This is a genomic window from Aureicoccus marinus, assembly GCF_002954325.1.
GTDB classification, from domain to species: domain Bacteria; phylum Bacteroidota; class Bacteroidia; order Flavobacteriales; family Flavobacteriaceae; genus Aureicoccus; species Aureicoccus marinus.
Window position 1 is genome coordinate 2,026,048 of sequence record NZ_MQVX01000001.1, and the last position, 22,976, is coordinate 2,049,023.

A 22,976-nucleotide genomic window follows, 5' to 3' on the forward strand; every position below is an offset into this window, starting at 1 on the left:
ATTACTTATAGTTAAATCACCTATTAAGCGGTGGAGGTTAGTAGTCTCTTTCGAAGTATTCTTGTTTTCCTATCAATCTTAAAATGAGTGAGATTCCACAAAACGGCACGCCAGAAAGCTATCAGGTGATTTGTCTGACCGTTGAGCAAAAAAGTGAGCGTGTACTTGGGAATAGAAACCAGGGCCTGAAACAATAAGCTGATCATCAAATGGGGTCCTTTGAAGTTTCGTCGTGCAAAAAGGATTCGATTTCTGGAGATGTAATAAGTCTTCAGTGAACTGTTTTTTCCAGTGGCTAAAGATTCTTTGTGTAAAATGAAACCCTTGGGTTGATAGTATACCTTATAGCCTGCCCGTTTAATCATTTCCGCCCAATCGTGTTCCTCGTAATAGAGAAAATAAATTTCTGTCATCATTCCCACTTGTTCTAATACTCGACGAGGAACCATCATGGCGGCCCCATGAATGGATTCGGTCTCTCCCGGAATATCAAAAAGACCATTGTCTTTCTGGTGATAGCCAATACTGTTATTGCGAATAGTCCATTTGTTCATAGGGGAGTATCCTGCGTACTGGATCAAAGAAGGGTCCCAGTGAAATTTGATTTTAGGGCTGACCATTCCAATCTCCAGATCTTTTTGTAAAGTCTCGACAAGAGGCTCAATCAATCCATCATCCACAATAGTGTCGTTGTTGATAAAAAAGAGGAAATCCCCATGACTGGCTCTGATACCCAGATTATTGCCTCCGGCAAAGCCGAGGTTCTCTTCACTTAAGATGAGTTTTACTTCTGGGTAAGATTCCTTTATTGTAGTTGGATCATCGGAAGGAGAAGCATTATCTACCACAATGATTTCCAAGGCAGGGTAACTGATCTTTCTCAATGAATCCAAGAGGTCCATGGTGACCGCTGAATCGTTATAATTGATGGTGATAATAGACACCAAAGGGACTTTCGTTTCCATAAGTCATTATTTAAGTGCCTGTTCGCTGAGTTCTTGTTCTTCTCTTTGAGCTTCCCTCTCCATAATCGCCTTATCCATACCAGGGGCAATGAACATAAAGACCATACCCGTATACATAAGTATGCAGGTAGGAAATTGGCCAAAAACACCATTGCCATAAGAAGCAACCATGATTCCAAACATGCCGCAGACCAGTGCGGCTATTTGTCCCCGAAGCCAGCTGTCTTGTATTTTAAACATGACGTTATAGGCCCCTGTAATCAAAATGAAAAAAAGGATAAACAAATGCAGACAAAGACCAACTATTCCAGTGTTTGTCCAAATAATCACATACCAGCTGTCTGTTTCAGCATTAGCCAAATATGTATTAGGAGTAAATCGCTCTCCCCAGCTTCCGGTTGATCCAATACCCCCACCAAAAGGTCTGGAGGCCAAATAAGTTTTGAGCTTACGTTGATTGTCCAGTCGGACTTGCAGGGAAGCATCGTTTGGATCAAAGGCCGTTCGCATGCGGCGTATCTCATAATTACTTTGCAGTAAGGTGGTATACTTAAAAAAAACAAAAACGCCTATACCTAGGAGGATACCAGCGATAAGTATAGGAATGTTCCTACGCAAAATCAAAAACATTATCCCACCAGCAGCAGGGACGGCAATAGCGCCTCGTGTTCCAGAAATCATCATGCCATAAAGTCCCGCCAGACAAACCAAAAGGCAGAAGACTCTAAAGCGTGTACTTCTAGTAAAAATTGCCAGTATACCAAAAACCACTCCCGCATGACCTTGAGAAGCACCAAATTGACCTGCATCAGAAAAAAAGCTGAAAATGCGAAGTTTCCCAAAAAGTAAATGAGTTAAAGCTCCTCCGTTATCTAGCCATTCTTGTTCAAAAGGGTCCAGGCCAAAAGCAAATTGCTGAAACCCTTTCATGGTTCCCAAAAAAGACATTATTCCCCAGATCACCAGAAACATCTTAAGGTCCTTGGGTTTGTTGTAAAGGATAAACAAAAGGGGAACAATCATAAATTGGTACAAGGCTAAACCTCGCATGGCGTATAACCAAGCCATGAAACTGACCGCTTCTGGATTGACCACCTGAAATAGGGCATAGCCCATCCATACTGCAGCCAGTAAAGTCATTTGTGACCGAGCTTTATTCCACGGCACTTTAATCTTAAAGGCCTTGAAAAACAAGACCAAGTAGATCATAAAGAGCAAACCATCGATTAATAGCCCCCAGGTCATGGGCACATACCGGCCAAGGCCCAGAACGAGAAAGTTCAAAACAAAGATGGTGAGCAGTCCCAATTTGGGTTTGGCGAAAAGTACCGCCATGTAGACCACCCCAATCGGTAAAATGATCATACCGATCCCTGCGATGAGTCCCTTGGTCGCTGTCAAGTGCCCCACCCAAGTGCACAGCAAATCAGGATGAGAATGGGCAGGGGTTCCTTCAACCAATCCGTTCCATAGGTTCGGTAAAAAGGGTTGGCCTTGGAGTCCCGTTTGGGCTGATATGTGGGTTGAAATACACTCACTCCACCGACTTAAAGTTTTTGATAAATTCCCAACTACCCGTCATAAGCTTTTGGGTCAACAAAATAAAACTGATCAAGCCCCGTGCTTCAAGAACCATTTTGGTCAGCAAGGAAGAGACATTCTTTACTTCTAGTATGTTCTTGATTTTACCAATCATTAGGTCACAGATTTTTTAGTGAAAAAGCGGAATTGGACCACTTTCTTAATAAAGAGTCGGATCAATGAACGATTCTTGGGAAGGTCTCCAATGACCGTCTCCATTTCGAGTACTTTCACCCCGTTTAGAATAATGGACGGTTCTGGTCCTGTAGTCGCTTCGTTGAATAGTCTCAGAGAATTCATGTCCGCTACAGACCAGGAGCGGTTTGCTCGAGTTATGAGGAAGGTGAAATCCATAGTCGAAGCCAGCTTTACCGGGAAGGGATTACGGATGATTCCAGGGATTTCAAGTATCACAAAGTCGTATGTATTGTAATCCTCAATCAATCCTTCCGGATCGAATTCGTGCATGCCAGCAATCTTGTACAATTGATCACTGATGGTGTATTGTAAACATCGGTACGTTTCTTTGGGCAAACGGAAATCTTCCGGATCGTAGGTGATGTGTAAAGTCTTGTAATCCAACTCACAGAGTTTAGAAATCAGGTGATCACAGATAAAAGTCTTTCCTTCTCCTTCTTGGGTAGAAAAGAACATATTAACCACCGGTCCCTCCTGCCCTTCCTTCTTGAATTGGTTGAGCATGATATTACGAGAAATGGCATTCACAGCCTTGTTCTTTAAGTAACTGTAATCCATTTTTTTACTCTTGTAATTGATCACCGGGAAGATGGAAGAAACCTCCAAACCAATCTTCTCTTTCGCACGCTGTGCTGTATTAATATTTCCATCGAGGAACTCGAGAATTAAAATGGTAAAGGCTACCATTATGAAACCGGCCATCCCAGCAATAAACACAAGCATCATGCGCTTACTCGCCTTTGGATTTATAGGGAAAAATGGAACTTCAATCAGTTTGAGGTTTGATTTCAACTCCACATTCTGCTGCCTTAACTTGGCCAGACCTAGGCTATGTAGTAGACTCAAATACTCCCGCTCCGCAATATCGATTTTGCGCTCCAGGCGTTTCATGGTCGCTCCTAGAGGAGCGAAAACCTGGTAGAGCTTTTTGAACTCTTGACGTTTTTGGTCCATCACCTTTAACTGAGCCTTCGTTCCTTCGAATTCAATAGTATTCGCCAACCAATCGGCCAAAATAGTGGTCGAAGCAACGCTCTTTTCGTCATAATCCAGGCTATACATCTGATCAACTTCTGAACTGAGTTGGGTCTTAATTTCATTGGCACGTTTTGTTAAATCAATCAAATCCTTGGCGTGCTGTACTTTTTTAATGGAATCACTCTCCAGATTTAAAGACTTCATGGAGATTTCAAAATTGACATTGCCCAACTCATTTCTTAAACCCACCATCTGCTCGCTGTTGAGGACTCTTTTTTGGTGAGCTGCTAGCTTGGCTTCTAGTGTTTCGATGACGGCCTTGGCGGCATAATGCTTGATGTGTATTTTTTGGTACTCAAGCTCAAAGTGCTCTTTCTCCGAAGCGATGTACTTGGTCTGCTCGTAGTAGTTGATGATGTTGTGGGTCTGGTTAAAGGCCAAAAGATCATCTTCCGCTTTGCGCAGATCTTGGGTTGAACCGGCCAATTGCCCTTCGAAGTACTTAACCACTGCATCGGTTTGATTCACCTTGATCTCAGCGTTTAATTTGACAAAAATATCCGCTAGGATAAGCAGTGTATTTTGGCAGATTGCCGGGTCTTCCGACTCAAATTCGATATCCACAAAATCACTGGAAAGAATACGGCGAACACTAATGCGACCACGAATGCTTTCAATACTGTAATCCGGGTGTTCTTTATTGATAAGTTCATACAGGAAATTTGTGTGATTTCTATTCTTGTAGGTCAAAAGATTTTCGTACGTCTTTTGTACATTGTCCTTTACCACCAAATCCTTTACTTCCTGCGGAACGAGCTGCTGTAATTCAGAAAATTTAGTAGGCGAAATAACACGGGTATCTGCACTGTCGAGTACAATATGCTGAGCAAACAATTTCAAGGCAACCGACTCGATGGTCGTTCGTGCCTTGATCAGGTTCAAAAGGTTGTCGTAAGCGGTATTGGTCGCCCTAAAATCCAGCTTAGTTTTGTTCAGTTCAATAGTGGATCCAGAAGCAATACCGGTATATACCCGAGCCTTTGAATTGAAAATCTTGGGCTCATTTTTCGTTAGTTGAAATACCAGGGCAGCCAGAAAGATGGGCACAATGATGAGCAGGGCCATATGCCGGAGTAATAAACGAATAAAAAAGAGCAAATTGAACTTCATAATTCTATTCCGCTAGTACATTTCGATTTGAATTCCTACCGTTCCTTCCAAAGCCTTAAAGGCGATCAAAAACTCAGCCCGCTGGGACTCATAAGCACGAATGGCCTGATTCAACATTTGCTGCAAACGGGTGTAATCCGCTAGATTAATAACCCCATTTTTAAAATCCTTTTCGGCCCGAATGGATTGTAGTTTGTAGGATTCCACAATAGAGGCATTGATAAAAAAGAGGCGGTGAGCCTTCAACAGATCATTGTATTGTTTGACGATCAGTTGCTCCAGCTCCCATTCAGCATATTCCTTCTGGTGCTGAGACTTTTTAGCCTCAGCTTTGGCATTTTTGATTTCGCGGTTGCGATTAAAAACCGAGGAGAGAGGTAACTTTATGGATGCCCCAACGGTATACCGACTTTGCTCTGAAGAAAAGAGCGTTTGACTTCCCGGATCTCCAGCAATTTGCTGATTACTCAGGTTGTCAAATATTCCATAACCGTAACCAGCTTCTAAATTGATATTGCGAAGCCATGCGCGACGCGCAAGGGTAATCTGCCCATCCCAAAACTCGTAATCTGCGTCGAAGAACTTCAGCCTCGGCGAGTTCGCTTTGGCCATTTTAATCAAGGTATCGAGTGGAGGTAAGTTCTTGGCTAGATCATTCTTTTCTAACCCATCTACCACAAACTCGTTAAGGGATTGCGCATGCACAACCCCTGTTCCCAAATACAGAACGAAAATCCAAACCCAGAACTTATTCCTCATTCCTAAACATTCTCTTTCTGAAATACAGCCTTAAACGTTCGCAAGAAAATCCACATGTCGATTAAGAAGGCACAAGGACTATTAGCGTATTCCACGTATTTGATATCCAATTGTTTTCTTTCTTCGGCTGACATTTTGGAACTGCGTCCCCGGGCCTCTACCTGCCATAAACCGGTGATCCCCGCTGGGCCATTAAAACGATCTGTCCATTCATCGGTCGTCAGCATTTCAGCCTCATATAAGGGCAACGGGCGATTTCCTACAATCGACATATCGCCTTTTAAGACATTGATCAACTGCGGTAATTCATCAATACTGAGTTTGCGAATAATCTTCCCGACCTTTGTGATTCGGGGGTCATTTTCAAACTTCACAAAGGCCTTTTCGGCAGAATATTTCTTTTGGCGGTTGTATTCGTTCTCGTCCACCTCATCTTCATCACTAATCAGGGTAATCCCATCTGGTTCTGCAGCGTATCCGTTTACCAGGTCCACCTCCTTATCTTCCTCCTTGTCTTCGTCGTGATCGTACTGATTCAAATGCTGAAACTCCTGCAGGCGCTTGTCGGCATCCGGATACATTGATCTCAATTTCAAAAAGTTGAATATTTTATATCCGGTTCCGACTCTCTTAGAAATGTAGTACACCTTACCTTTGGATTCTAGGCGAATCGCCAGGATAACCAACAGTAAAAAGGGAGCAATCACTAGCAAGGCCGAGGTAGCGACAAAAACGTCAAAAGCCCTCTTAAAAAATCCAATCTTGTACTCTGATTTCGACTGAAGAGCTTCTCCAATTTTTTGATGCGCTAAATTGGATTTGAGCTGTTTCAAAAAGTTGATGCGCTCTACCATTTGACGAGGTTTTGGGCTTTTGTCAAACCAGTCGTCAATACCGTGCTCCAAAGCACTGAGTTTTTCGACGCGGTCTTCGTATGGACCGAAAACCAAAACCGGAATACGGCCTCCTTCTTTGAAGTTTTCTCGGACGTAAGTGATCATTTCGCGCACCTCGCATAGCGAATCTCCTCGTTCGCACAGAATTCCGTCAACACATTTATCGGTATCCACCCAGGAAGTTCCCTGAAGGTTGCTGTTGTAATGCAACCATTTAATAGCCGATACCGTATTTTCGGCAACATAAATATTGAGTAAGTCCGATTTCTCTTCGGCCAAGGCCATATAAGAGTCTGCGTTCTTTCCAACGTATAGCAGGTTGGTCTTTTGTGATTGAATTACTTCCATAAGTTCAGGATGTTTTTGGAGGTGACGAATTCAGGCCTATTGACGAATCACCAATTTGTCGACACGAATCAGAAGTTCTTCTGGATTAAATGGTTTAACCAAGAAGTCGTCTGCTCCGAGTTGCAAGCTCTTTATGCGGTCAGCGCTGCTGTCTCTACAACTCAACACAATAATTGGAATATCTGAAAAGAGACCTGATGCTTTTAACTGCTTGATCAATTCAAAGCCATCCATTTCAGGCATTTCCAAGTCAGTAATGATTAGATCAGGTACATTTCCTCCATGAAGAGAGACCAAGGCCTGCATCCCATTTTCAACGGTGGTCACATGGTAGGTCTGTCCTAAGAACTGAGCTACTAAATCACTCAATGATTGTTTGTCGTCCACTACCAAAATTTTCATAGCTCGGTTTTAATTTTATTAGGGCCAGAAATGTAGGATAAATAGCACAACCGAGGAATTCATTGTTGTCAACCGCGAATAGCCTGTTGTAAGTATTTTATTACTCGTTGTATAGCTTTTTATGTACGTATTATTCCCCCCTTTGAGTTGCTTTGTTCAATCAGTCAACAACAGGCATAAACAACTTGTAGAAGACCTGATAAACAGAATTTTCCTCAAGGTAAATCGGGGCTAAAAAAGAAGGGGAGTCCTATTCGGTGTAGAGGTATAGTGTACCGGTCAGCAGCAGAATTCTTTCGACCTCCGGATTCTCTTGGCTGACAAGCGTGACCCTTTTATTCATACTTCGGGCCTTTTCGTGAAGCTTTTCAAGATAAAGTGCAGCAGAAACATCCAGTTCCTCCAAGCGATCAAGACGAATCACTAAATCATCGTACTTCTCAATCATCAAATCAAAGTAAATCTGTAAGGCACCGAGATTGTGCGCGCGGAGAGTTCCGAAGATTTCGAATATACCTTTGTGCTCAAGAATTTCAATAGCCATAGACGGAGAATTAAGAATTACCCACAATATAACGTGAAACCCTCTCTTTACTGTAATCTTTATCCTACTTTTTTACAATAGATTCAATCGTTGCATTAAAACAGGACGATTGGAACGGCTGATGGGAATCACCTGACGATCGATCAGCACACTGTTGTCTTGGATGTCGATTATTTTCGCGAAGTTGATGATAAAGGATCGGTGGATCTGCATAAAGAGGCGATCTGGCAGTTTATCATTGATCTTTTTCAAGGTAGAGTGTACGCGAAACTCTTCCTTAACCGTTTTGATGTGAATATAGTCACCTTTGGCTTCGATATAGAGAATATTATCGAACCTGAGTTTGATCAAACGGCGATCAATATTGATATAGAGTTCCTGATTTCCTGTTGTTTCTTCTCTATTCTCCAAGGGCTCAATAAAGGCTCTACGTAGGCGCTTTACTGTTGTTTCAAATCGGTCCTTCGGAATGGGTTTTACCAGATAATCCACAATAAAATCATACTGATAAGCCTCTATCGCAAAATTGGTATCTGAGGTTGTCAGGACGATCTTGGGAGCATCATTTAAGGTCTGAACAAAGTCAATCCCAGTCATTCCGGGCATGTGAATATCCAAAAAGATCAAATCCACAGGGTTGTGGTTAACATACTTCAGTGCCTCGATCGCATTGGGAAACAGGGCCACAATTTCCACTTCTGGAATGGCCTTGCACATTTCCAACATGATCTCCCTTGCGGTTGACTCGTCATCTACAATAATACCCTTCATCTTTACAATTTTTTTATATAGCATGTACAGCCTCTAGTATTGCGGTAAACTCTTTCTCTAACTCGCGTTGACCTTCCTTTAATTCTTCTTCATAGCTGACCGCTAAGCGGTAGCTGTCATGCATGCACAGGATTCCAAATTTGTGCTTAATTTTGTGCACCACGCTCGAAGCTTTTTCTAGGTCTTCCTGGCCTAAAAATTCCAGGTAAGCTTCCTTTTCTTTAGGAAATTCGTCTTGCAAAACAGTCACAAACTTCTGCTCAAACTCTGTATTCCCCCCAGAGATTTCCTGAATGTAATCCAACGTAGGTTGCTCCATGTTACCATTTAGTTTGTATCGTAAAAAAGAAGGTGGTCCCTTTTCCTTCCTCAGAAGAAAGCCAGATATCTCCTTTGTAGTAATTTACAATTTTCTTGACTAGCGCCAACCCAATCCCGGTGGCATTGGCATCGTTTTCTAATTTTTTAAACATATCAAAGATACCCTTCTGGTGATGGGCAGGAATACCTTTGCCATTATCACTGATGCTGAATAACCACTTGTTCCTGTCTTGTCGAGCATCGATAACAACGGTGCCATCTTCCTTGTGCTCCGTGGCTGATACCGCATTGGTAATAAGGTTTTTAAACAACTGCTCGATCCGGTATTTACTGGTATTCAGAACGGGCAATTCATCATCGATCAGGAGTTTTACATTCTCCGGAATGTAGACGGTGTTTTCAATCTCCTGAATCAATTTATTCAGATCCACTTCGCGTATTTCATCCTCCAGAGAATCGATGGTGGCATGACGCAAAATACCATCGATCAAACTGTCCATCTTTTTGAGGTTCTGGAAGATCAGTTCAAAATTTGCTTCACCTGTTTCCCCTAACTGAGCCTTGTGGTCTTCGCACACCCAGGTCACCAGAGAATAGACGTTTCGAATGGGGGATTTCAAATCGTGCGAAACCATGTGTGCATAGTTGTTCAAGGAGGTATTTTGTTCCTCCAGACTCTTCATCAGCACATCCTTCTCGTAGTTAATTTCTACAATTTTCCGGGTCTGCTTTTCGATGTCTTCCACCAGCTTTTGAGGATCGAATACCACCTCACAATTCAACTGTTTTTCGCTTTTACTTTCCATGAAGCAACCGCCTCGCTCAAGGCCTGAAGAATTTTTCTCTGGCTTACTGCTTCTCGATTCAAGCGGCGATTCGCTTCGCACAACTCTTTCGAACTCAACTGGGTTGCCCGATGGATCATGCTGAGTTTATCTTCAAAGTCGGTATAAGACTTGTCGATAGAATCGAGCATAGCCTGCAGCCCCGGATGATCTTGAAACTCATCCGGAAGAAACTTGCGTATCTGTCTTTTTAGCAGGCTGTGCATTTCTTTCTATTTATAAACGTAAGATTATTCGCTCAACAGGGTAAGGGTCATGGTTTGGTTATGCAATTGACATGCACTACAGCCTGCAAAGGGGGCCATTTCACCATAGGAATAAAACCCCGCAATCGCGGCTTTGCTGCCAATCACATCCTTCACCTCTTCTATCTCTTCCTCGATTCGCTGTGCCAATACCAGTTTACGGCCAATACAGCTAACCAAAAGGGCCAATTCAGGCTCGTTTGCACGATCGCTCATGGCGAACTCCGCCGCATAGGATGCTCCTTCTGCAATGTCATCCATAGTAGACATCATCAACTGTACACCAGATCCCTGAGGTACATCACCCGCAAGAATCATCGAGTTTTGCTCTTCGTCAATATTTAAAATGGTACGAACCAAAGGCTCTTCCCCTTCTGCACTCTGAACACTAAGAGGGTATAGCAAAGCGGACTGGGGCAACTCACTGGCCTTTTCTCCCAGATAGGTCTTGTACAGATCCAATGCAGGTTGTCCGTCGATTTCAAAAAGCACATTGCCTTCCGAACGGGTAATTTCCCGTTCAGGTCCAAAGGTTGTCCAGCCTCCGTAGTTTGCGTACGAAACTTCAAGTGTCTCGCCATATAGACCTATAGCCACCACTTCTCCTTGTTTAGGATTTTCGTTGTGGGAGGTCAAGGTCTTTTCAAAACGAGCGCCATCTCCGCAGAGACCACCCGTAATGGTTGCATTAAAGCCTTCTGCCTGTTCTAGGCCTTCGATTAATCCACTTCCGTTGACAAAACTTCCGTCAGACACGACAAAGAGGTGACGCAGCTGTTCGGTGTCAAAGGCCGAAGCCAATTCAGCACCCATTTTTTGGATGTCGACGAAGTCTTTGATGTTACGGCTGATGACTTTGAACTCCGATTTCTCAAACTCAATAGCGGTTAGTGTAAGGGTTTCTTCATAAACCCGTGTTTCCAGGATTTCACCGGAAGTAGATCCAAATACGATTTCTCCTTCGGGATAAAAGCCTCTAATTTCTTCATAAATTCCTTGGTCTTCTAGAAGCATTCGATCTCCGAATACAAGAACCAAAGGGTTATTTAAGGGCGTATCCTGCATAAATTGCCAGGACCCGCTTTTTGTGCGCATGGCTTGATTGATCTTCATAGCAATTATTTTATGACTACGGTTTGATTAAGCTGCTTTTTAAGAGTGAAAAAGAAGGTCGTTCCCTTTCCTATCTCACTCTCGAGCCAAACTTGGCCTTCGTATCGGTCGACGATTTTCTTGACAATAGAAAGGCCTATTCCTGTAGAACGTTCGCTGTTTCCTATGGATTGGAAAATCTTGAATACTTTTTCGTGGTACTCGGTTGGTATTCCTACCCCATTATCCTCTACGCTGAACTGCCAATGGGTTGGCGTTTCCTCGTAATCAATTTTCACCACACCTTCTTCCTTGTCTATTTTGACCACCGCATTACTGAGGAAGTTTTGGAAGAGCTGATGAATTTTGGTGCGGTCCGCGCGAATAATCGGCAGTGGCTTGACCACCTCAATACGGACGTGATCTGGTTTGTAAATGATCTCATCAATCTCACTGATGACTTCGTTGACATCAATGGTCGATTGATCTAATGAATCGCTGGTTAACGTAGAGTACTTCAGAATTCCATCGATGAGTTTATCCATCCCCTCAATTTTTTCCTGAATCATCCTTAGGTTGTACTCTCCACCTTCATCCAATTGGTCGTGGTAATCCTCATATAACCAACTCGCTAAAGCACTAACACTTCTCAACGGCGACTTTAAATCGTGGGATACAATATGGGCGTATTCCTGAAGTCCTTTATTGCTCGTTTCCAATTCTTTGAGGAGCTCTTCTTTCTGGGCCTCCAGTTCTTTCTGCTCTGAAATGTCTAAAACAACCCCAATAGACCCAACAAATTCTCCTTCTTCACTGTAATTCGGTGCTCCACTGATAAACCAGGTCTTGGTCTGCCCATTAAGCAATTGCAAGTTGATTTCATAGGAATCGGATTTATCGTCCTTGCGGTTTCCGTTCATCCGTTCCACCACTGCGTGATTTTCTTCGGTGAGATCAATCATATCCCAGAGGCGTTTTCCGATAAGTTCACTTTGCTCCAAGGACAACATATCACAGAAGCTTTGATTTACCATCAAGATCCGTTCCTCCTGATCCACTTCAACCAATCCCAGGTTCATATGGGCAATGATACTAGAGTACTTTTGACGTTGGATTTCGAGGTTCTTGCGGTAATTCTTACGCAAGGTGATGTCAGTATAGGTCCACAAATGGCCTTTGTACTTAGAACCAATAAACAGCGGAATGTAATCCCGTTCTAACGTACGTCCGTCGGACATTTCAACTTCATCAGAGACTACTAGTGTTTTATTTTTCAAGATAACTGAAACGCGTTGATATTCTTTCACGGGATCCGCAAAGTTGATATCGCCACAATTAATCAAATCAACACAATTCATTGTTTGAAGAGTCTCGACGGTATACTCAAACCCCATTAAGTTCCTGAAATTCTCATTGGTGAGTACGATATTGCGCTGATCATCTTCCAGCAGCACCCCGGTTTGCAGATTGCTGATGAGAGTGGCCAATCGCTGTTCCGAGGCTTTCAATTTTTCCTCGGCGACGCGGTCATTGGTGATATCTTCAATGAGTACCACCTTGTATTCCAACTTTCCGCGTGAGTTTCGCACACTGGAAACAGAGGTCTTCCCAAAGAAGTGCTTCCCTTCTTTTGTAAAGTACTTGCGAACCAGTGTAACTTTATCTCCCGGCGCATCGCTGTCTTCCGTTCCATTTTGAAAAAGACTGCTTTCATCAATCTCCGAAATACTGTTCAGATCCAACTTCTTCAGCTCATCTTCAGTATATCCGATCAGATCATTGAAGGCCGCGTTGGAAGTGATAATTTTATTTTGATCGATGAGAAGAATCCCATGAGAGGAATTCCCTACGATGATATCTTGTTGCTTTTTCTGGTCTTCGAGTAATTGCCTGATCTCAAATTCACGTGTCACATCGCGAAGAACCCCTTGGGCCGCGACTGGTGCTCCTTGGGAATTGTAGATCAAACTCGCATTAATATTGACCATTTTATAGCCGTGGGTACGGGTCTGAACACGAACCTGATAGTTCTTAAGAATCCCCACTTCCAGCAGAGTCAAAAACGATTCCCGGGTGTATTCGAGATAGTCCTTGTGAACCAGGCTTTCGAGCTTTACATTTTCTTTGGTGTGGTCAAAACCAAGGAATTCACGGGCACTGGCATTCATACTGATCACCTCAGTCTGCAAGCTCATCACCACATAAGGGTCAATGATATTGACAAAAGCACCATCCAAAGGAGATCCCTTTTTGGCCAACAGGTTTTCGAGCTTACCATTGACTTCACGCAGGTGAATAGAAGCGTCGTAAAGCTCCTTGGATTTGTCCTCTAAAAGCTTTTCGGCTGCTTTTCGCGCGCGCTTCTCTCGGGCGAGTGCCCTTTTTAATATGGACAATTCGTCCTTATCCATGCTGAAGAATAGAGAATTGTACCTCAGTTCCGTCTTCCTTTAGCAGTTTACAGGAAATCTTTGCATGGGTTCCAAAGTGCTCAAAGGTCTTGGTCATCAAGCCATGAGCAAGCCGATAAAGGCCTCTGGAAGAGGCGTACACCAATTCCATTTTGTCTTTGGTCTTCTCAAGAACCTTAAAGGTGGGGAGCTCTGCATCCGGATACAGTTTTTTGACCTGCACATGAATGTGGTCTTCAATGGAATACAAAAGTCCTAATGGATTGGTGTAGGCACTGATCACTTCTGGATGAATCTTGACCAGACTATTGAAAAGGTACTGACCAAATTCGAAGAGTAAATCGCCAACAGGAATTTCGGTTTTGGTACTTAAAGCTGTAAGCAGCTGCACCATTTCATTAAAGTCATAGGTACCCACAGCAGTGTAGGCCCCTTCAGAGGGTAAACTGGCACCTTCAATAATGGTATCAACCGACTCAAGGCCGAAAGTTTCTTCCACCATTTCTAAAAATTCGGTAAATATGATTCCTTTCATGCTTTTATTGGTTTAGCATAAATGTAGGAATTGAACTACGACAACATTAAAAAATGTTATGGAGAGCCCTTAAGTTGTTGTGAAATGGGATTTCTTGTTAGCCTTTGACCAATTCGCTAATCTCCCAGTATTCGAATACGCGTCTTAATTTTTCCTCGTAGTCTTCGTACTTGAGTGGCTTGATAACGTAGCCGGCTATCCCGATCTCAAAACAAGTCAGAAGATCGCTGCGGTTTTCTGAAGTAGTCAAAATAACAGTGGGCAAATAGCGAAGTTTGTCATTACCTTTTAAGTACGTCAAGAATTCTATTCCGCTCATACGAGGCATGTTCAAATCCAGAAGAACTAAATCCGGAAGAGGTTGCTCTTGTAGTTTTTGTATAGCCTCCTCACCATTCTTCGCTTCGATGATCTGGTGCTTCGTCGGTAATTTTGAAATCGCTCGCTGCAATTTCATTGTTTCAATCATGTCGTCCTCTATAAACAGAATTCTCACGCTTACTTAATTTTTCGGTGTGTTTTTGAACTTGCAAATATTCATATCAATCCCAAGAAAAAACCATTTACCGAGCCGAATGGAAGTTAAGTGTCGGTGAATGGTAGAAATAGCCAGTTGAAGTTAGTAATAATTTTCCTACATAACTACTTTAATTCTGCTCTTCGGTACTTGGGCAGCTTAGCGACGACCAAATCGTACGAGTGTTGGATTAGTTCCTGCGCCAGGGCCGGTGGCAACTGTTCGGTTAGCATGGTATTCCAGTGCTTCTTGCTCATGTGGTAACCCGGGTAGATTTGATCGGGGTACATTTCGCGGAGTTCGACAGATCGTTCAGGATCGCACTTCAGGTTGATCTTAGCGGGATGCTGCTCTAACGGAATCAAAGCAAACATCTTATCGAAGACTTTAAAGACCAGGGTCTCTTCGTCGAAAGGAAAACTCTCCGAAGTCTTGGGCAGTTGGAGACAGAACTCCCTCAGGGCTTCTACATGCATTAATCTAATTCCTTGTAAGGGAGGGCGTCATAAACCACCACTTTATTCCACAAGGGACTCGCCTGCTCAATAAACAAGAGGTGGGCCGGTTCATCCTGATACGCTTGTTGGTCTTCGGTCGAAGCAAAGGTGACCGTTAATTGGTAGGTATAAGAATCATCCACCACTTCACGGGTGGCCTTGGGTGGAATTCCCACAAAGTTGGTTTGGGCGTATTCCGAATTCTCCAGAAAGGTCTCCAAAGCCGTTTCGAAGGCTTGTCTGTCTTCCGCACTATCCGGATTCTTTAACCAGATAAAGACCGTATGCGAAAAGTGCGGATCAAATTCCAGCTTGACCGCTTGGGCTTCTGGAGCCGCTTCTTCTTTGGGTTCTGGCCTTGGTTGTACACAACTTACACAAAGGGCCAATAGGATGAGAGGAAAGAGCTTATTCATTTTCGAGGTAGTTTAAATCCGTTGCATTGAGTTCCAGAGCGGAGTAGTCCAACTTCCAACCGATGGTTTCCACCATCTTTTCGATCATCAGAACTGCCTGCAGCGCTTCTCTTCTGGCCGTATCAATTAGCCCACTCTCCGGAATCTTTTCTTCAATATGTTTCTTGGCCTGACTATTCAATTCGGTCAGGTCCTGTGGAGAAAAGGAATTGAACAAGCCATTCTTGATATCGTAAAACTGCAGATCCGGTTCAATCGAAAGGATCTCAGGTTGAGGAAATTCTTTGAGAATTATACGCTTGCGGTCGGTATCGGCTTCCAGCTGGATCTTTTTGAGGTCATAGCCGATTTGAGCTTTGGCATTGATCACGACCAAAGCCTTCTTCTTGCTACTCAGCATGTTCAAAAAACCCTCTTTGATGTTTTCGTAACGGTAGATCTCGGCAAAGTCTCCTTCGACCGAAACCAATTTGCAAACGCTTTTGATTTTATCCAGGATGATGGTCGACTGCTGACGCGTCAATTCCTTGTTGTTCTTTTTGCGCAAAGAAGAGAAGCCCCAGGCCATCCCTACAGCTCCTAATACAATCCCTAAAACAACTTCAATCAATGCATCCATGATTTCAATTTACTACTTTATACCAAACCGGACGGCTGGGGCTGGCGTCATTTTTGATCGGAGCCACCTGCAAATCCAAAAAGCCAAATCCGTCTTCCACTTCATTGGGAACGAAGATGAACTCGGTAATGGTGGCCGCTGTTCTGGGCTTGGCTGGCAATCCCCAAAAGGCCTTGTGGGCTTGGAGAGCTCCCCCATCCACTTCCCGGTCCACGGAGGCAGATCGATCAGGAGGTGTTCCACCCCCATTTCCCGAAGCCATATCGCCGCTCCTTCCGTCAAATAGGGCGGGTTGCTATGCGAATACTGCTGACTCCTTTTGTCTGCCACATTGGGCAGGGTTCGGATAAGCAAGGCCTTGACCAAAAAGGGTGCTGAACCCAAGTTTCTAAGACTTTCTTCCAAAAGTTCCTCCGTGATCAACTGGTCTTCTCCTTTCTTTTCTGGCGTAACACTCAGCGTTACCCCCGCTAAAAAAGGCAGAGGAAAGATTCGATTCACCGAATGAAACTCCTTACTTATATGACCCAGGCATTCGGTGTGGGTCACATGGGCATGGGGATTAAAGGTGATGGTATTGAAATTGGTCGAAGCTCCCTGCTCGACTGAGCCAACAAAGTCACCGTCTTGGTGAGGAGCGATAGTGGGGGGTCCGATATACCAGGCATTGAGGTTCTCTTGCCCGCCAACCAAAGGGATGGAAAGGTCCTGGCCCTTTGCGAGGCGAAAAGGCGGCTGGTCTTCTGCTAATCGTATCGTCATTTCCATAGACCTAGTCTTTAAGGTTGAGTAAAAAGAGGTCTGAAGCGATGCCGTCGACCAGGAATTTGCCCTCCCGGGTGGCCTTGAGTAAGTCTCCATCCCAGTAGAGCAAACGCTCTTCAATAAAAGGGGTGGCTTGCTCCTCTAAGAAGCCGACATACTGTTGACCAAAAGTGGCAGAGACCTCAGCCAAATCGACGCCCCATTGGGTGCGAAGGCGGGTCATCAAGTACTCATTATACCGGTCTTGGGTACTCAGCTCTTCCCATTCAAGGGGCAGACGCTCCTCTTTCAATTCTTTTATATACCCGGGATTACTGCGCACATTCCAGCCCCGTCTTTTTTGGTCGTAGCTGTGTGCTCCGGGCCCAATTCCAAGATAAGGTTTCCCTTGCCAGTAGGCGCTGTTGTTTCGGGAATAGTGACCCGGCTTACCAAAGTTCGAAATCTCGTAATGGTCGTATCCGGCTTCCGCCAGGCGATCGACCAAGAGGTAAAACTGCCGACTAGCCTGCTCTTCATCCGGAGAGGGGGATTTTCCTTTTTCGATAAAGGAGTGCAACGCCGTTCGTTCTTCCACCGTCAAGGCGTAACTCGAAATATGGGAAATACCCAATCCCACCACTTCATCAATAGCCGCGATCCAGGATTCGTCCTCTTGCCCCGGCGTACCGTAGATCAAATCCACCGATAAGTTGGGGATGTACTTTTGCACGAGGCGAATCGCCTCACGGGCTTCCTGACTGTTGTGGGCCCGGTTCATCCAATTCAGCTCTTTTTCTTCAAAGGACTGTATGCCCAAACTCAATCGGTTAACACGGGTATGACGAACCAAGCCGGCTAAATAGGCCTCGTTAATATCGTCTGGATTCGCTTCCAAAGTCACTTCAGTATCTTCCGCAAAATCATAGAGCTCAAAAGCAGTTCCCAAGAGGTCGACCAACTCCTCCACACTCAAGATCGAGGGAGTGCCCCCGCCCAAGTACAGGGTATTGAGTTCCCAGCCATCCGTTTCTTCCCGCCTCAAACGCATCTCGGTTTTCAGCGCCTCAAGCAGGTCGGTTTTGAGTTTGGTGTTGGTCGAAAAATGAAAATCGCAGTAGTGACAGGCCTGCTTACAAAAGGGAATATGGATATAGATACCGGCCAAAGCGACTTACTTTAAACGGTCGGGATTCTGCGAGACAAAACTGGCCCAGCCAGAATAGCTTTTACCCGTTTCCACCCGGCCCTGATTGTAAAAATGACATACGGCCGCAGCCAATCCATCAGTACTGTCTAAGCGTTTAGGGAGTTCCTTGAGGCCCAGCAAACTTTTGAGCATCATGGCCACTTGTTCCTTGCTGGCATTTCCGTTCCCGGTGATGGCCATCTTGATTTTTTTGGGCATGTATTCCGTGATGGGAATCTCTCGACTCAAAGCCGCTGAAATCGCCACTCCCTGGGCTCGGCCCAATTTGAGCATGGACTGCACATTCTTTGAATAAAAAGGAGCTTCAATGGCCATCTCGTCCGGATGGTAGGTATCGATCAGCTCGATGGTACGCTCAAAAATAAGTTTGAGCTTCACATAAGGGTCCTTGTATTTGTGCAAGAGCAGCTCGTTCATCTGAATAAACTCCATCTGCTTGCGCTCCACCTTGATCAGCCCAAAACCCATAACCGTGGTTCCGGGGTCAACCCCTAGTATTATTTTTTCTTGTTCCGCCATTTAGGTGGTTTTCAATATCAGAGGAAGGCGGACTTTGACCCGTACCGGAATGTCTCTTTTGAGGGCAGGATGTACGGTGAGTTCTCCTCGCATGGTCAATTGTCGCAGCCGTTGGCTCACCTCCGCTTTAAGATCCGGTATCAATTGATTGACGCGGGGATTGTCTTTGATTTCGAGCAGTTCTACAAAGCCCTGTTCGTTGACCAAAAGATCCACATAAACGATCTCGTCCAGATCTTCACTGACCTTGTAGTTGAGATCGCTTAGGGGCTCTGCCAGCCGCAAACTCATATTGGTCGCAAAGCACTCAAAGTCTTTTTCTTTGGAAACAGTTTCTTGGCACTCCTCGAAATAGGGAAACTTGTCGACCTCATCGAAGTGTATCAGCTCCATTTCGGCGTCAACAATGGCCGCAACACGTTCTTCATGTGAATTAAAGTACTCACAAGAAAGGAACAGAAAACCAAATAAACACAAGAGCAGGGACCGCTGCATTAATCCTTCTTAGTTTACTCGAAATTACGATTTTTAAGGGTTCAACGCTCCTCCCCTGCAGCGAAATGCATCTCCTCTTTAATCAGGCGAATACGCTTCTGGGCGAACTCCTTGAAGTACGGTGGAAGTTTCGGAAACCAGTCCAGTAAGTTTTGGTAGTAGCGCAGGCGTGTTTTGGGATCGGCATAGTACTCCTCCGCGATCACACACACCTGATAGTAATTCAGGTATTTGGTCCGGTCTTCTTCAAAGGCCTTGGTGTAGTAGTCCAAGGCTTCTTTAAGTCTTTTCTGTTCCCGTGCCAACCTGCCGAGAGCCTGGTATTCGTCCCCCAGAAAGACATCTTGTTCCTCAATAGAACGCTGGATGTAGACCTTGGCCGAATCCCGCTGGTCCTGCGCCCAAAAAATATGCCCAATCGTATAAAGCGCATTAGCTTTAGAATTGGGGAAATTCAGCAGCTTACGGTAGGTTGAATCAGCAGCAACCAAATTGCGGGTACTGAAGTAACTATAGGCCAACTTTTTCAGGACAAACTCTTTTTCAGCTCCTTGTTTCAGAAGTGCTTCAAAGAGTGGAATCGCTTCTTCGTATTGGGGCTCATTGAAAAAAGCCTGGGCCCTTAAACTGATAAGGCCACGATTGTCCTCGGCATACTGCAATCCTTTGCCGGTGTACTTGATCACCGAATCGTTCTCCTTAAATCCAAGGTACATTTTGCTGAGCTGAAACAAACTCCTCACATGAGTACTGTCCTGTTCCAAGGCCTCCATAAATGCCTGACCCGCCTGTTTAGGACTCTGAAATTCAAGAAAAATACGCCCCAGATAATAGGCATACTCCGGATTCACCGGGTTGGTCTCTTTTAAGTTTCGAAAAACCCCAGCTGCTGCTGCATATTGATCAAGCTGAAAGAACATCTTTCCCAACTCAAATCGGGCAATTTCCAGGTCGGAATGCTTTTGCAATAACAACTGATATTGCTTTATTGCCTTCGCATTCATACCGGAAGCCTTGTAGGCCCGAGCGATTTGCAAGTAGGCCTGCGGTGTTCCCAGTTCGGAATAAGCGTTGATGGCCGCCCGGTAATTACCCAATTGGTAGAGGCTGTCGGCCACAGCCCGGTCTTGGGCCTGCACCAGGGCAATACAAAAGAAGAACAGGAAGAATGAACGCATCAGTTAAGCCTATTTTGAGAACTTTAATTTAGTCTAAAATCGATTGGGATGGAATAGGGAATTGGAATTGGTTCTCCTTCCATCTCTGCTGGACTAAATTGTGGCATGCCATCAATTAATCGCTTTACTTCCTCTTCAAAGTCCTGTCGTCTGCTTTGAATTCTGATATTCTCACGTTTTCCGCTTTTTGAAATCAAGAAATAAACGAGAACCCGGTCTTCTGCTCCTTCCTTTTTGGCTGATTCTGGGTACTTGATATTATCGATGATGTATTGTTGAATACTCTGATTAAAGCAGGCGAATTCATCTTCTGCCGACTCACACCCTGGATAAATAGGACCCTTATCAATCTTTTTACGGGTACTAATTTTTTCTACACTTTCAACACGTGTTCGGATCTGGGTTTGAGTGGCAACCTCTCCGGTAGACTCTAATCGGAAACTAATCGGCACCGCATAAGGAACTGCAACGGCTTCCCCATTCTTAGTTCCCGGTATAAAGCGAGGCAATAGACCTATAATTCGTTTGGCCTCTGCTTCAAATTCCGTATTGGAAGATTGGGCTTTGATATCCTGAACATCTCCCTTGGCATCAATCTTAAATACGACTTGAACTTGTCCTTCCAAGCCTTGAGCTTGGCAGTTTCAGGGTACTTAAGACGCGATTGAATGAAGGCCGTCATTTGGGCATTAAAGCAATCCCGCTGATTTTCGGCGATTTCACAGGCTGTGAACTGAGGAGGTGTATCATAGGTAGGCACATCCGCAGCCACATATTCTGTTTCTATTTGCTGTTCCTCCTTTTCTTTACTCCCAGAGCTCACTAAATCACAGGAGGTATAGGATAAGATGGCCAAAAGCATAGGGACGACCATCGCAAATCGCAAAAGACGTTTTTGTGAAGAGGGCTTTCTATTGAGCATAGTAATGCGCTTTCTGAGTAAGGAAGCAGCGGCAAATTGATTCACTAAACTCACATGACTCACACCAAAAGCGGCCCCTAGCAAGTGCAAATAAGCCGTTTGTTTATCTTCTTTAGCACAGACTTGATCGGCAGTATACTCATGCACTTCAGAAATTCGATCTTGAAACATATAAACCAAAGGATTAAACCAAAAAAGGATTCGGGCTATCTCAAAAAGGAGCAAATCCAAAGAATGGACCTCTTTAATGTGCACCATCTCGTGTTCCAGAATCTGCTGGCGCTGATCAGACTTCACCTGATCTCCGATAAACACCCACCGGAAAAAAGAAAAGGCTTCTGAAGAATTACGCAGTTCAATTAACTGAACTCCCTTCCATTCACTTTTTGTGCCTTGTGCTCGCATGTGAAGGATACTCCCTAATTTTTTGACAAAAAGGAAGAAAGCTACAAAACAGCCTGCCGCGTAAAGCAGCAGCATCCAATTGACAGAGGTGGTAGCCACTGGAGTAGCTTTCGCTTCCACAGCCACCGGTTCCAAAGTATAGAGGAAAGCATCGGGCACAAAAGATTCGGTCGGCAGAGCCACCTCAGTTCTCAATTCAGGAAGCACTATGAAGGGCAACCCAAAAGAAGCCACAAAGGCGATCAGCAAGAAGTAGCGGTTCCAACGGAAAAAAGTTTCCCTTTTCAATACGGTCTCATAAAGACCAAAAAACAACAACTGTATCAGAATAACTTCAATGAGGTACTTCATTTTTCTTCGTTTACTTGATTAAGAATAGACTCCAGTTCTTCCAGGCTCAGCTCGTTCTTCTTCATAAAGAAAGAAACCATGCTTTTGAAGGAACCCTGAAAATAATTATCGGCCAGGCGGTTGAGGGACTGATGGCTGTACTCCGACTTGGAGAGCAACGGAAAGTAACGGTAGCCTTTCCCTTCTGCTTTGTGATCCACAAAACCCTTGGTTTCGAGTATGCGCACCACCGTAGAAACAGTGTTGTAAGCGGGTTTGGGCTCGGGTAGTCGCTCGATGATGTCGGCTACCTTGGCGTCCTGAAGGTCCCAGAGAACCTGCATCACCTCTTCTTCTGCCTTGGTCAATTGCTTCATTCAACTAAGATTTTAGTTTTAGTTCTTGCCAAATATAACTAATCTTTTAGTTTAAACTAATTTTTTAGTGGAAAAGTGGAAAAAGGATATCCTTTCGGTAGAAGAATTTTTATTTACCTTGTAACTTCTAGATACCTTTATCTACCAATTAATAAAAAGATGGATATCGCGCTTCTCGTCCTTGGTTTTTTACTCACCCTCGTGGGGATTCTGGGCAGCTTTTTACCGGTTATTCCAGGACCACCGCTGAGTTGGGTTGGCTTGCTATTGCTGTATTTGACCAAAGCCGTTCCAGAGGACTGGACCGTGCTGGGAATCAGTCTCGGAGTCGCGGTATTGGTGTTGGTTATGGATTACGTCATCCCGGCATTGGGCACCAAGAAATTCGGAGGTACCCGGGCGGGTATGGCCGGTAGTGTCGTGGGACTTATTGTCGCCATCACCTTTCCTGTTCTCGGGATTTTCGGGATCGTGGTTTGGCCTTTCTTCGGCGCCTTGGTGGGGGAACTTCTCAACAATGGAGACCGCAAAACCGCTTTTCGCGCCGCCTTCGGATCCTTGATGGGCTTTTTAACCGGAACCCTGATGAAGTTTACCGTCACGGTAGCCTTCTTTGGGCTCTATGTCATTAAGGTGTGGGAATACAAAGAGGCTCTTCTGCCCTTCTTGTTTGAGTCTTAAGAAAG

At 44.5% G+C, this 22,976-nt stretch carries 28 protein-coding genes; 1 reads left to right on the plus strand and 27 read right to left on the minus strand.

Annotated features, from left to right (window positions below):
* Nucleotides 1–23: 23 nt before the first annotated feature.
* The 27 genes from BST99_RS09420 to BST99_RS09540 form a co-directional block, all read right to left on the minus strand.
* The gene (locus BST99_RS09420) at nucleotides 24–965 is read right to left on the minus strand and encodes a glycosyltransferase family 2 protein (protein WP_105001577.1); all 942 of its coding nucleotides are present in this window, start codon (nucleotides 963–965) and stop codon (nucleotides 24–26) included.
* A 6-nt stretch (nucleotides 966–971) separates the two neighbouring features.
* Entirely contained in the window at nucleotides 972–2,426 is a 1,455-nt protein-coding gene (locus BST99_RS09425; RefSeq protein ID WP_105001578.1) for an O-antigen ligase family protein, read from the minus strand.
* A gap of 73 nt (nucleotides 2,427–2,499) precedes the next feature.
* Nucleotides 2,500–2,661, minus strand: a complete 162-nt coding sequence (locus BST99_RS14370) for a hypothetical protein (RefSeq protein ID WP_181044200.1) — start codon at nucleotides 2,659–2,661, stop codon at nucleotides 2,500–2,502.
* On the minus strand, nucleotides 2,661–4,892 hold the full coding sequence (locus tag BST99_RS09430; protein ID WP_146106257.1) for a GumC family protein: 2,232 nt from the start codon (nucleotides 4,890–4,892) through the stop codon (nucleotides 2,661–2,663). Before BST99_RS09430 ends, BST99_RS14370 begins: the two co-directional genes overlap by 1 nt.
* A 12-nt stretch (nucleotides 4,893–4,904) precedes the next feature.
* Nucleotides 4,905–5,651 (minus strand): TolC family protein, encoded by a 747-nt coding sequence (locus BST99_RS09435; protein WP_105001580.1) that lies wholly within the window; start codon nucleotides 5,649–5,651, stop codon nucleotides 4,905–4,907.
* A gap of 2 nt (nucleotides 5,652–5,653) precedes the next feature.
* Nucleotides 5,654–6,895: a sugar transferase gene (locus BST99_RS09440; RefSeq protein ID WP_146106258.1), complete on the minus strand. Its 1,242-nt coding sequence runs from the start codon at nucleotides 6,893–6,895 to the stop codon at nucleotides 5,654–5,656.
* A 36-nt stretch (nucleotides 6,896–6,931) separates the two neighbouring features.
* Entirely contained in the window at nucleotides 6,932–7,297 is a 366-nt protein-coding gene (locus BST99_RS09445) for a response regulator (protein ID WP_105001581.1), read from the minus strand.
* Nucleotides 7,298–7,547: 250 nt separating this feature from the next.
* On the minus strand, nucleotides 7,548–7,841 hold the full coding sequence (locus BST99_RS09450) for an STAS domain-containing protein (protein WP_105001582.1): 294 nt from the start codon (nucleotides 7,839–7,841) through the stop codon (nucleotides 7,548–7,550).
* Nucleotides 7,842–7,913: 72 nt separating this feature from the next.
* Nucleotides 7,914–8,612, minus strand: coding sequence for a LytR/AlgR family response regulator transcription factor (locus BST99_RS09455; protein ID WP_105002484.1), 699 nt, complete (start codon nucleotides 8,610–8,612; stop codon nucleotides 7,914–7,916).
* A 13-nt stretch (nucleotides 8,613–8,625) separates the two neighbouring features.
* A complete protein-coding gene (locus tag BST99_RS09460; RefSeq protein WP_105001583.1) occupies nucleotides 8,626–8,931 on the minus strand; it encodes a histidine kinase in 306 nt (101 codons plus the stop codon).
* Between the two features lies 1 nt (nucleotide 8,932).
* A complete protein-coding gene (locus BST99_RS09465; protein ID WP_245916229.1) occupies nucleotides 8,933–9,739 on the minus strand; it encodes a sensor histidine kinase in 807 nt (268 codons plus the stop codon).
* Nucleotides 9,712–9,984: a hypothetical protein gene (locus BST99_RS14670; protein WP_245916230.1), complete on the minus strand. Its 273-nt coding sequence runs from the start codon at nucleotides 9,982–9,984 to the stop codon at nucleotides 9,712–9,714. The genes BST99_RS09465 and BST99_RS14670 overlap by 28 nt, the downstream gene beginning before the upstream one ends.
* Before the next feature lie 24 nt (nucleotides 9,985–10,008).
* The gene (locus tag BST99_RS09470) at nucleotides 10,009–11,136 is read right to left on the minus strand and encodes an FIST signal transduction protein (protein ID WP_105001584.1); all 1,128 of its coding nucleotides are present in this window, start codon (nucleotides 11,134–11,136) and stop codon (nucleotides 10,009–10,011) included.
* Between the two features lie 5 nt (nucleotides 11,137–11,141).
* On the minus strand, nucleotides 11,142–13,526 hold the full coding sequence (locus BST99_RS09475) for a PAS domain-containing sensor histidine kinase (protein ID WP_105001585.1): 2,385 nt from the start codon (nucleotides 13,524–13,526) through the stop codon (nucleotides 11,142–11,144).
* Nucleotides 13,519–14,061: a heme NO-binding domain-containing protein gene (locus BST99_RS09480; protein WP_105001586.1), complete on the minus strand. Its 543-nt coding sequence runs from the start codon at nucleotides 14,059–14,061 to the stop codon at nucleotides 13,519–13,521. Before BST99_RS09480 ends, BST99_RS09475 begins: the two co-directional genes overlap by 8 nt.
* Nucleotides 14,062–14,158: 97 nt before the next feature.
* Nucleotides 14,159–14,557, minus strand: a complete 399-nt coding sequence (locus BST99_RS09485; RefSeq protein WP_105001587.1) for a response regulator — start codon at nucleotides 14,555–14,557, stop codon at nucleotides 14,159–14,161.
* Nucleotides 14,558–14,703: 146 nt separating this feature from the next.
* On the minus strand, nucleotides 14,704–15,054 hold the full coding sequence (locus BST99_RS09490; protein ID WP_105001588.1) for an MmcQ/YjbR family DNA-binding protein: 351 nt from the start codon (nucleotides 15,052–15,054) through the stop codon (nucleotides 14,704–14,706).
* On the minus strand, nucleotides 15,054–15,491 hold the full coding sequence (locus BST99_RS09495; RefSeq protein WP_105001589.1) for a Dabb family protein: 438 nt from the start codon (nucleotides 15,489–15,491) through the stop codon (nucleotides 15,054–15,056). The genes BST99_RS09490 and BST99_RS09495 overlap by 1 nt, the downstream gene beginning before the upstream one ends.
* Nucleotides 15,484–16,110 (minus strand): DUF4230 domain-containing protein, encoded by a 627-nt coding sequence (locus BST99_RS09500; protein WP_105001590.1) that lies wholly within the window; start codon nucleotides 16,108–16,110, stop codon nucleotides 15,484–15,486. The genes BST99_RS09495 and BST99_RS09500 overlap by 8 nt, the downstream gene beginning before the upstream one ends.
* 12 nt (nucleotides 16,111–16,122) lie before the next feature.
* Nucleotides 16,123–16,872 carry a cyclase family protein gene (locus BST99_RS09505; RefSeq protein ID WP_317046149.1) on the minus strand — a complete coding sequence of 250 codons (750 nt, stop codon included), beginning with the start codon at nucleotides 16,870–16,872 and terminating at the stop codon, nucleotides 16,123–16,125.
* 10 nt (nucleotides 16,873–16,882) lie between these two features.
* Nucleotides 16,883–18,022 carry a radical SAM family heme chaperone HemW gene (hemW, locus tag BST99_RS09510; protein WP_105001591.1) on the minus strand — a complete coding sequence of 380 codons (1,140 nt, stop codon included), beginning with the start codon at nucleotides 18,020–18,022 and terminating at the stop codon, nucleotides 16,883–16,885.
* A 6-nt stretch (nucleotides 18,023–18,028) separates the two neighbouring features.
* Nucleotides 18,029–18,583, minus strand: a complete 555-nt coding sequence (gene ruvC / locus BST99_RS09515; RefSeq protein WP_105001592.1) for a crossover junction endodeoxyribonuclease RuvC — start codon at nucleotides 18,581–18,583, stop codon at nucleotides 18,029–18,031.
* On the minus strand, nucleotides 18,584–19,078 hold the full coding sequence (locus BST99_RS09520; RefSeq protein ID WP_105001593.1) for a hypothetical protein: 495 nt from the start codon (nucleotides 19,076–19,078) through the stop codon (nucleotides 18,584–18,586).
* A gap of 41 nt (nucleotides 19,079–19,119) precedes the next feature.
* Entirely contained in the window at nucleotides 19,120–20,256 is a 1,137-nt protein-coding gene (locus BST99_RS09525) for a tetratricopeptide repeat protein (protein ID WP_105001594.1), read from the minus strand.
* A 23-nt stretch (nucleotides 20,257–20,279) separates the two neighbouring features.
* Nucleotides 20,280–20,882 carry a TonB family protein gene (locus tag BST99_RS09530; RefSeq protein ID WP_105001595.1) on the minus strand — a complete coding sequence of 201 codons (603 nt, stop codon included), beginning with the start codon at nucleotides 20,880–20,882 and terminating at the stop codon, nucleotides 20,280–20,282.
* The gene (locus tag BST99_RS09535) at nucleotides 20,771–21,934 is read right to left on the minus strand and encodes a M56 family metallopeptidase (RefSeq protein WP_105001596.1); all 1,164 of its coding nucleotides are present in this window, start codon (nucleotides 21,932–21,934) and stop codon (nucleotides 20,771–20,773) included. Before BST99_RS09535 ends, BST99_RS09530 begins: the two co-directional genes overlap by 112 nt.
* Complete coding sequence (locus BST99_RS09540; RefSeq protein WP_105001597.1) at nucleotides 21,931–22,290, minus strand: BlaI/MecI/CopY family transcriptional regulator; 360 nt, start codon at nucleotides 22,288–22,290, stop codon at nucleotides 21,931–21,933. The genes BST99_RS09535 and BST99_RS09540 overlap by 4 nt, the downstream gene beginning before the upstream one ends.
* A gap of 159 nt (nucleotides 22,291–22,449) precedes the next feature.
* On the opposite strand from BST99_RS09540, the gene BST99_RS09545 reads away from it, so the two are divergent.
* On the plus strand, nucleotides 22,450–22,971 hold the full coding sequence (locus BST99_RS09545) for a DUF456 domain-containing protein (RefSeq protein ID WP_105001598.1): 522 nt from the start codon (nucleotides 22,450–22,452) through the stop codon (nucleotides 22,969–22,971).
* Nucleotides 22,972–22,976: the final 5 nt, after the last annotated feature.